This is a genomic window from Magnetococcales bacterium (assembly GCA_015228815.1).
GTDB lineage: Bacteria > Pseudomonadota > Magnetococcia > Magnetococcales > UBA8363 > UBA8363.
On the sequence record JADGCV010000027.1, the window covers coordinates 53086 to 63836 of the forward strand.

Sequence of the window (10751 nt, forward strand, 5' to 3'; positions counted from 1 at the left end):
TTTCTGAAATTATTCTAATTTGTTTTTCCTGCCTGGACACAGGTTTTCAAGACCGATGTTTCAATGACCAACCGATCCTCCGCCCATGATAGTAAATCACAGCCACTGGCGCAATACAACGGTCCGGGCATTTTCCGGTCACTCGATGGCATCGATCGAAATCTCCCCAACCCCTGCCGGTCAACGCGACCGGAACACGGAACCACTCCCGGGAAAAGGTGTCCAAACCGGTCATCGGCGCCGCGATCCCATCACCATGATGACACCATAAAGAAAAAAAATGATCATTTTTTCTTGCGCCCGGGGCATACGTGGCTTAGAACCAGTAACCTGCGGTGTATCGATACTCAACGGCGGACCGAAACCCCCTCGTCATCCCATTCCGGGATCATCGACGAAGCCCAGGGCCTGAAAGATGGGCTTTTTTCGTTTCAGTCCGAGAAACTCCAAAGATAGAGCGTCTCTTATATAAAGATGGGGAAAGAAAATGGCAAATGGCAATTCTTCGGGGGAACCCCGGTTCCCGGGTCTCAAGGCGGTCATTCACGGCAACGGCGCCGTGGCGCATGTCATGGGACATGTTTGTGGCGGCGTGATCGGCTACCCCATCACCCCCTCCACGGAAATCTCCGAGATCTACGAATCCTACCGGGCCAACGGCGGCATGAACGTTTGGGGCCGGCATCCTTTTTTCTTCGAACCGGAAGGGGAACACTCGGCGCAGAGCGGCGCCCTCGGGGCAGCGATGACAGGTGGTCTCTATGTTTCCAACGCCTCGTCCAGCCAGGGAATCCTCTATGGCCTGGAATCGCATTATGTCACCGCCGGAAAGAAAGTCGGTGGATTCGTTCTCCATATTGCCGCGCGCGTGGTGTCCAAACACTCCCTCAACGTCATGGCGGGGCATGACGATGTCTACGCCATGGTCAATTCGGGCTATACCATCCTGTTCGGCAGCAATCCCCAGGAGGCGGCGGATCTGGCGGCCATCAGCTACAAGGTCAGCGCCCTGTCGCTGATTCCCGTCGCCAACGCGATGGACGGCTTCGCCACCTCCCACATGCAAAGCGAGGCGCTCCTCCCCGAAGCGCAGCTGCTCAAGACCTTCGTCGGCGATCCCGAAGAACGGATCCCCTGTCCGACCCTGGCCCAGGAAATGCTTTTTGGCGCCAAGGGGCGGGTCGTTCAACTGAAGAGTTTCCTCCAGAAGAACCGGACCGATTTTACCGATGCCGCCTTCGGTCAACTCATGGCCCATCTTGACGCCAACGCCCACGAAGTGGAACAGGACAATGAGGGAGGCACCATTGGTCGGACCCTCGAATGGATCCCCGAACCCCTTCAAGCCCGCTGGAGCCGTCAATGGCGCAATGCCCAACCCAAGGGTACGCGCCAACGGGTCCCGGCCCTCATCGATCCCAACAATCCCGGATCCACGGGGCCGGTGCAGAACCAGCCCGACTTTCAGGCCGGCTCCGCCGATCACCGTTCCCACTTCGCCAGCGCCGTGCCCGGATTCATCCGTCAGGCGATGGAAGAGTACTCCCAGCTCACCGGTCGCTCCTACACCCCGGTTGCGACCTACCGCAACGACGATGCCGATTGTGTCATTGTCTCCATGGGATCGGTCACCGACGACGTCGAAGCGGTCGTCGATCACCTGAGAAACCAGGGACATCGGGTCGGCTCCGTCTCCATCAAACAGTTCATGCCCTTCCCCGAGGCGGATATCGTGACGGCACTCCAGGGTAAACGGGCAGTGACCGTCCTGGAACGCTCCGATTCCACCCTCTTGAGCGAACTTGTGGCCAACGCCCTCTTCAAGGCGGTGCAAAACCACAAACAGCCGCGACATGACGGCATCCCCGCAATCCACGAAGCCCCGATCCTGTGTACCGGAATTTTCGGCCTTGGCGGTCATGATCTGCAACCCCGGCATCTGGTCGCGGCTTTTCGCAACATGGAGGAAGGAAAGAACATCCCTCTGTTCTATCTTGGCTCCCGGTTTTTCGAGGAGGCCCAGGATCAGGAATTGATCGATCTGCAACAACGGTTGCGCCAGGCCTATCCCGAAACGACGCGGATGTCCTTCGCCACCGAGACCAATCCCCACCTACTGCCTTCCGGTGCGCTCCGGGTCCGGTTTCATTCGGTCGGCGGATACGGCACCATCGCCACCGGGAAACTTTTGACCGACATTCTGTCCGGGGTCATGGAACTCCATTCCAAATCGGCGCCGAAATACGGCTCCGAAAAAAGCGGCGCCCCGACCAACTTCTATCTGACCCTCAGCCCTGAACCGATCAAGATCACCAATGCCGAGCTCGAAGAGGTCGAAATCGTCCTTTCCCCCGACCACAAGGTCTTCGAGCACACCAATCCATTGCGCGGTCTGACCGATGGCGGCACGTTCATCATGCAGTCCAACGAGACGCCGCTCGATGTCTGGAAAGGACTGCCCGCCTCCGCCCGGCGTGTGATTCGGGAAAAGGGGATCAATTTCCATGTTGTCGATGCCTTCAGCATCGCCAAGGAAAACGCGCCGACCCAGGATCTCCAGGTGCGGATGATGGGCATTGCCTTCATCGGCGCCATGTGCGGCAATGTCTCCCAGGTGGTCGGAAGATCGACCGAAGAGACCCTGCTGACCAAGATCCAGAACCAGATCCAGAAAAAGTTTGGCGGCAAGGGCGACAAGGTGGTCGCCAGCAACATGGCGGTCATCAAACGGGGCATCCTCTCGACCCGCAAGGTTGAATACAACGAGCCTGCCTTCGTCGAGGCGGAGGGACAACAGGCCCAGAGCAGCCGCGGGCCTGGAGTGGCCATATCCGCCGCCATGGTGCAACGTGGTCCCGCCTCGGGTTGCGCCGGCATGTTCGACCAGAATTATTTTACCAAGACAGCCGCCGATCCGATCAAGGCGGGGACCATCGGCGAAAGCCCGGTCTTCCCCGGTCAGGGATTGCACATCCCCATTGCCACCGCCGCATGGAAGGACAAGGGGCTGTTCCGGCTGGATGTTCCCGAATACATACCGCACCTGTGTACCGGTTGCATGGAATGCGCCATTGCCTGTCCCGACGCCGCCATTCCCAACACTGTGCATGAAATCCACGACCTCATCAACGCCGGCATCGCCGAGTTGCCCATTCCTCCCCAGCAAAAGCACGCCCTGAGCGATCTGGTGATTCCTCTTGCCAATGTGGTCCGGGAGATCTATCGCAAACTGCCCGCCAAGGATCCGAAGCCGTTCAGTGAAGCGGTCGCCGACGCCGGTTTCCAGATGGACATCGGGATGGACTTTGGTTCCAGCACCACCACCCGGGAAAATTTTTCAAAACTGGTCACGGTCCTGTCACGGTTTCAGGTGGCCAAGACCCGCCCCTTCTTCGATGCCATGGAAAAGGGGGTTCCGGGAAGCGGTGGACTCTATTCGGTGGCGGTGGATCCCTGGAAATGCACCGGATGCCTCGAATGCGTCGATGTCTGCGGCCCCAAGGCGCTCGTCGAACGGGTCCAGACCCCGGACCTGGCGCGGAGGCTCGAAGAATCCTTCACCTTTTTGTCACGCCTTCCCAATACCCCGAACCGGTTTTTCAACAACGCACTGGGGGCCGGAGGCGATACCAAACGACTGATGCTCGACCACAAGAACTATTATGCCCTGACCGGAGGCCATGGCGCCTGCCGCGGATGCGGCGAAGTGACTGCGGTCCGGCTGTTCACCGGCATGAACCGGGCACTGCACAGCGAACGTCATCGGCGCCGTCTGTCGCATCTGGAACAGCTCCTGGCCCAGGTCAAGGAGAAGCTGTCGCAACTCGACGGCGATGAAAACCGTCGCCGGCGATTGCACGCCGTCGTTCCCGTCATCGAACGCAGCCTGTTCAACCTGGAAAGCGGCCCGACCGGCAATGGTCCCGCCAATGCCGTTTTCGCCAACGCCACCGGGTGTACCAGTGTCTATGGTTCGACCTTTCCTTTCAATCCCTACACCGACCCGTGGGTCAACAGCCTGTTTCACGATACCGCGCCCCTCGCCAAGGGGATTTTCGAAGGGTTGTCGCAGAACATGGCCCAGGAATTCAAGGCGGTCCGGGTGGCACGACTTGAAATCGAAGACAGCTACGACCCCGCCGTCCACGATGGCTTTTTCAAATACTTTGGCTGGGAGGATTTCGATCATGAGGAGCGCTCTCTGCTGCCGACGGTTCTGACCCTGGGCGGCGACGGTTCCCAGTTCGACATCGGTTTTGGCGCCTTGTCACGCCTGCTGGCGACCCGGACACCGATCAAATGCGTCATCGTCGATACCGGCGTCTATTCCAACACCGGAGGCCAGGCCTCGACGTCGAGCTACATGGGGCAGGATTCCGATCTGGCGCGTCATGGAAAAAAACATGGCGGAAAGACGGAGAGTCGCAAGGAATTGGGGCTTCTGGCCGCATTTCATCCCCATGTCTTCGTGGTCCAGACCTCGGTCGGCATCCAGAACCATTTTCTGAAAAACGTCCTGGATCTTCTCAATCATCAGGAAACCCCGGCGCTTTTGACGGTCTATACCCCCTGCCAGCCGGAACACGGCATCGGCGACAACGCCTCGACCCGGCGCGCCCGGGAGGCGGTGCAAAGCCGGATGCATCCGGTGTTCGTCCATCATCCTCTGGCGGGAAATTCGCTGTCGGAACGTTTTTCCATCGAGGGCAACCCCGATCCCGAAAGCGACTGGAGCAAAACAACCATCGCCTACGATGATGCCGAAGGACATCCGCAAATCAAGGAAATTCCCTTCACGCCAGCCGATTTTGCCGTCAAGGAAGGGCGTTTCAAGAAACATTTCACCCCGGTGCGCGACGATGACGAACTGCGCGAGATTGCGCCATACATCGCCCTTTCGCCCGAGGCGCGGGAAGGATTGACCCCGTTTGTCTGGTCCACCGACAAGAAGAATCATCTGGTCAAACTGGCGGTATCCCCCGCCATCGTCGCCATGACCGACGACTGCCTGCGTCACTGGCGAACGCTGCAAACCCTTTCGGGAATGCAGTTGGGACAGATGGCCGAAAGCCACCGCCGCGAGATGGAACTGTGGAAGGAACGCTATGCCCAGGCGGTCAAGGAACGCGAACAAAGCATGGATTCGATTGCCCGCGGCATGTCGGAACTGGCTTCCGGGGCCAGGGCCCGGGCAGCGGGAATCGTCGGCGCCGCCCTGGTGGGGGCGGGTGTTCTGCCTGCCGCCGAAGGAAGTGCCGCGGCGGGTGGCAAGGGTTCGGGCAAACCCCTCGTGATGATCGCCGAGGAGGACATTTACAAATGCTCCAACTGCAAAAAGTGCTATCTCGATGTCAGCACCCTTTTTGAAAACGTGACCATCATGCACGAAGGAAAGTCCAAAGAGGTCAGCCGGGTGAAACAAGGGGTTCTGCAAACGTTGGAACTGACACCCGAACTGATCAAGAAAGCCGAACGTGTCGCCAACGATTGCGATGCCGCGATCATTCAGTTCAACCGTCCGGCATGACCGGAAGCGAACGCGGCACAGGAGACAGCATCATGGATCAAATGCACACTTCCATGGAATACAACTACGATCCGTCCGATCTTGAACGGTACTATCGCGCCTCGCAGGAAATCGAGGCGACCAGCCATCATCAGCAATCGGTGGCGGAACAGATGAAAAATCTTGAAAGCAGTCATGCGGTCGAGATTTTCCAGAAGCAGATGGATCTGCTCAAGGAACGGTTGTTCAACAATCCGGCGATGTTTCGTGGCATTTTCATCGAGGAAGGGGTCGAGGCGATCGCCAACGAGTTCAAGAAGGAGGAGATGTCCGGAGAATTCATCCATAAATTCTGGCATCTTCTGTTGCAGGACGACGCCATGAGCGTCGTCCTGATGCGTTTTGTCTGGGATGTCCCCCTGAAGTTCAAGAGAAGGTTCATCCAGGCCCTCGACCGGCACCTTTCCGAGCGCTACCCGATGTTCAAAGGGCTGTCGGTGAACTGGCCGAGTCAGAACAACATTCCGCCCTACATCCGCCCCGCCAACGAGCGCAACAAGGATTTCGATCTGGTGACCCAGGGGTATCTGGGCTACATGGGATTGGGATATTCCTTCCGCGAGGTGGAGTTGTTTGTCTGGCTCGAAGTGTTGCGCGACAAGCAGTGTGACGACCGTCCCTGCGAAATCGGCGTTCAATGCGGCAAGAGCGAACCCAAAGGAGGATGTCCGGTCAAGATTCACATTCCGGAAATGCTTCACTGCCTGGGCGAGGGGCGTTTCGAGGATGCCTACGCCATCATCCGCGATTCCAATCCGCTGCCCAACGTCACCGGTCGCGTCTGCCCCCAGGAACATCAATGCCAGGGGGTGTGTACGCTTTCGGAAAAACCGATGGAAATCGGCCAGTTGGAATGGTATCTGCCGCAAAGCCGCAAGGTTCGCGATCCGGAGGCATTGTTTGCCCTCGCCAGTGATTATGTCAGTCCGTGGATCGAGGGGAAAAAACCGCCGATCGCCGTTGTCGGCTCCGGTCCGGCAGGGATGATCAACGCCTATCTTCTGCTCAAGGAAGGGTTTCCGGTCACGGTATTCGAGGCGTTTCACGAACTGGGCGGGGTGCTGCGTTATGGCATTCCCGAATTCCGCCTTCCCAATGAATTGATCGATGATGTCATCAAGAAGATCAAGCAATTGGGTGGTGAATTCGTCACCAATTTCCTTGTCGGCAAGACAGCGACGCTGACACAACTCAAGGAAGCGGGGTTCTGGAAAATCTTCGTGGGGACGGGGGCCGGATTGCCGAAGTTTCTCAACGTCCCCGGGGAACACCTCAACGGGGTGATGTCGGCCAATGAATTCTTGACCCGGGTCAACCTGATGCAGGCGCATCGGGAAGATTATGAAACCCCTCTGCCGGACATCGAGGGCAAGAAGATCATCGTCATCGGCGGCGGCAACACGGCGATGGACTCGGTGCGCACGGCCAAACGGTTGGGCGGGGATGTCACCATCGTCTACCGCCGGACCCGCGAGGAAATGCCGGTTCGGGTCGAGGAGTTGCATCATGCCCTGGAGGAAGGGGTGGCTCTGAAGGTATTGCGGACCCCCATCGAATTTCGCGGCGACAACCATCATTTTGTCCGCGAGGCGGTCTTGGATGTCATGACCCTGGGTGAACCCGATGCTTCGGGCCGGCGCAGTCCGGTGCATACGGGGCATACCGAGACCATTCAGATCGATCTGGCCATCATGGCGCTTGGCAACAGCTCCAATCCGATCGTCAAGGATGCGGAACCGGGGTTGAAGACGACCAAATGGGGCACCATCGAGGTCGGACCCAATTCCCAGGAAACCTCGATCGAGAATGTTTTCAGCGGCGGTGACGCGGCCCGTGGTGGCTCGACGGCGATCAAGGCGGCGGGTGATGGTCTGAGTGCCGCCCGCGAGATCGGGATGAACCTGCCGGACGATCCCCTGGCGATCCGCAAGATGGTCGCCAAGGCGATCCACTACACCCGGATGGGACAGGCCAGGGCGGTCATCCGTGACAAGATTCAACTGGCCGAAGGGATTGTCGAGTTCGTCGTCGAATCACCCCTGATCGCGCGCGCGGCGAAGGCGGGACAGTTTGTCCGGGTGTTGGCCTGGCAAAAGGGTGAATTGATTCCCCTGACCCTGGCCGACTGGGATGCCCGCCGGGGCACCATCACCCTGGTGGTTCAGGGGTTGGGAACGAGCAGCATGGTGATCAACAGGATGGCCATCGGGGAAAGTTTTCACGGAATCGCCGGTCCCCTGGGATTGCCAAGCCATCTGAAACGTTATGAAAATGGGGAAACAGTCGTCTTCACCGCAGGCGGGGTGGGTCTGCCGCCGGTCTATCCGATCATGCGGGAACATCTGGAGTTGGGCAATCATGTCACCCTGATTTCCGGTTTTCGGAGCAAGGGGCATATTTTCTGGTCGCGGGTCGATGAACGGGTTGGCCGGTTGCAGGCACGGTTTCCGAAAACCCTCGAAGTCATCTATACGACCAACGATGGCAGCATGGGCTTCAAGGGCTTTGTGACGGGACCGCTGATGAAAATCCTCGAAAAAGCCCGCGACGGACAGGGAAGGCCGGTCGGAGAGGTGGTCACCATCGGCCCGCCACTGATGATGCGGGCGGTCAGTGATCTGACCCGTCCCTTCGGTGTACGCACCATCGCCAGCCTCAACTCGATCATGGTCGATGCGACCGGCATGTGCGGTGCGTGCATGGTCCCGGTGACCATCAATGGCAAGATGGTGCGCAAACATGCCTGCATCGATGGTCCGGAGTTGGATGCCCACATCATCGATTGGGAAAAATTCATGCCCAGATTCATGCAGTTCCGCGCCAAGGAACTCAAAAGCATGGAGGCTCACGGACTGAAGGTGTAATGGTTCATACGCCATACTTCCATGGCGTGTTTTTGTTATTATCGAATAAAAAAAAGGGATCTTGGGGATTGCCTCCAGGTCCCTTTTTTTTCATTTTTTTTCTATGTCAGTAGACCATGTTGCATCACGTTTTGGTCATGAAGAAAGGAACGCGCCAGAATGGATCAACATCATCAAACCACCTGCTGGCACTGTCTGGTCGGCACCATACTGAAAACTCTGCTGGAACCGGTCGGCATCGACGTGCATTCCGAGGTTCAGGTTGTTTCCGCACCCCCCAAGGCAGACTTGATCCTGATTCAACGAAAGGACTATGGTTGGACAGATGAGCAACGGTTGCGCCTGGCGGATGGACTGCAAGACCTTGATGCAGACCATATCCTGGTTGAATTGAAAGTTACCGAAAGCCTGAATGAGGAGGCCTTGTCGCAATTGAGCGTCTATGACCATCTGTACCTGGATACGGCAAGGTTGCAACGGCATCAACTGCGAAGTATTTTGATCAGTGCCAAGACACCCGAACGGAAATTTATCGAACGTTTTGCCTTTGAACCTGTCGGACCCAAGGGGGTCTATGAAAGCAAGCCTGTCTGGGGTGGTCTGCTCCGGTTGATTCTTTTGAACGAATTGGTGGATGAACCACGAAATGCTCCGTTGAAATGTTTTGCCAGCCGACAGGATGAGCGAAAAAAGGCGTTCAAAACCATTGAGCATGCAGGATTGCTCAAGCTGTCCGTGGCATTTGGCCGGGTCATGATCGGTTTATGGAGATTGCAGATGAAGAATTCACTGAATAGTCCAGAGATGGAAGGAATCACCCCGGAATATGTCATGCAGCTTGGAAAAGAGTGGTTTGAATCGATGATCGATACCACACCTGATGATGAACCTTTTTCCCTACAAAAATTTGAGCATCGTTTGCAACAGGAATATCGGGATGGACGCCAGGAAGGCGAACGTGATGGCGAGAGAAAAGGGAAAGCTGAAGGGAAAGCTGAAGGGAAAGCCGAAGGGAAAGCCGAAGGAAAGGCTGAAATACTGACCCGCCAGTTACAATACCGCTTTGGTACTGTCCCTGAATGGGTCAGTATTAAAATTACCCAGGCCGAACCGGACTCTTTGGAGACGTGGAGTCTTCGGATTCTGGACGCCCAATCATTGGATGAAGTGTTCGCGGATAAAGAACGATGACCAATATATTGGTGCATCGTGACCTGAAAATTCCGAAAGTTTCCATGTTTCATCGACAAAACGCCCCTCCACCCCTTTGGATGGGTCAGGCGCAAGCGACCTAGCAATGTCCATTCCATGAACTTCACACCGAAGAAAGGAAATTGCCCGATTGGATCAACATCAGCAAACGACCTGCTGGCACTGTCTGGTCGGCACCATACTGAAAACTCTGCTGGAACCGGTCGGCATCGACGTGCATTCCGAGGTTCAGGTTGTTTCCGCACCCCCCAAGGCAGATCTGGGGTGGTCTGCTCCGGTTGATTCTTTTGAACGAATTGGTGGATGAACCACGAAATGCTCCGTTGAAATGTTTTGCCAGCCGACAGGATGAGCGGAAAAAGGCGTTCAAAACCATTGAGCATGCAGGATTGCTCAAGCTGTCCGTGGCATTTGGCCGGGTCATGATCGGTTTATGGAGATTGCAGATGAAGAATTCACTGAATAGTCCAGAGATGGAAGGAATCACCCCGGAATATGTCATGCAGCTTGGAAAAGAGTGGTTTGAATCGATGATCGATACCACACCTGATGATGAACCTTTTTCCCTACAAAAATTTGAGCATCGTTTGCAACAGGAATATCGGGATGGACGCCAGGAAGGCGAACGTGATGGCGAGAGAAAAGGGAAAGCTGAAGGGAAAGCTGAAGGGAAAGCCGAAGGGAAAGCCGAAGGAAAGGCTGAAATACTGACCCGCCAGTTACAATACCGCTTTGGTACTGTCCCTGAATGGGTCAGTATTAAAATTACCCAGGCCGAACCGGACTCTTTGGAGACGTGGAGTCTTCGGATTCTGGACGCCCAATCATTGGATGAAGTGTTCGCGGATAAAGAACGATGACCAATATATTGGTGCATCGTGACCTGAAAATTCCGAAAGTTTCCATGTTTCATCGACAAAACGCCCCTCCACCCCTTTGGATGGGTCAGGCGCAAGCGACCTAGCAATGTCCATTCCATGAACTTCACACCGAAGAAAGGAAATTGCCCGATTGGATCAACATCAGCAAACGACCTGCTGGCACTGTCTGGTCGGCACCATACTGAAAACTCTGCTGGAACCGGTCGGCATCGACGTGCATTCCGAGGT

General features: G+C 56.4%; 5 protein-coding genes. All 5 read left to right on the top strand.

Features of this window, described 5'->3' with window-relative positions:
- Nucleotides 1–487: 487 nt before the first annotated feature.
- The 5 genes from HQL76_12130 (at nucleotide 488) to HQL76_12150 (ending at nucleotide 10502) form a co-directional block, all read left to right on the top strand.
- Nucleotides 488–5527: a 2-oxoacid:acceptor oxidoreductase family protein gene (locus HQL76_12130; protein ID MBF0109913.1), complete on the top strand. Its 5040-nt coding sequence runs from the start codon at nucleotides 488–490 to the stop codon at nucleotides 5525–5527.
- Between the two features lie 53 nt (nucleotides 5528–5580).
- Nucleotides 5581–8430, top strand: coding sequence for a sulfide/dihydroorotate dehydrogenase-like FAD/NAD-binding protein (locus HQL76_12135; protein MBF0109914.1), 2850 nt, complete (start codon nucleotides 5581–5583; stop codon nucleotides 8428–8430).
- Nucleotides 8431–8766: 336 nt separating this feature from the next.
- Nucleotides 8767–9621, top strand: coding sequence for a DUF4351 domain-containing protein (locus HQL76_12140; GenBank protein MBF0109915.1), 855 nt, complete (start codon nucleotides 8767–8769; stop codon nucleotides 9619–9621).
- A 151-nt stretch (nucleotides 9622–9772) separates the two neighbouring features.
- On the top strand, nucleotides 9773–9949 hold the full coding sequence (locus HQL76_12145) for a hypothetical protein (protein MBF0109916.1): 177 nt from the start codon (nucleotides 9773–9775) through the stop codon (nucleotides 9947–9949).
- Complete coding sequence (locus HQL76_12150) at nucleotides 9930–10502, top strand: DUF4351 domain-containing protein (protein MBF0109917.1); 573 nt, start codon at nucleotides 9930–9932, stop codon at nucleotides 10500–10502. The genes HQL76_12145 and HQL76_12150 overlap by 20 nt, the downstream gene beginning before the upstream one ends.
- Nucleotides 10503–10751: the final 249 nt, after the last annotated feature.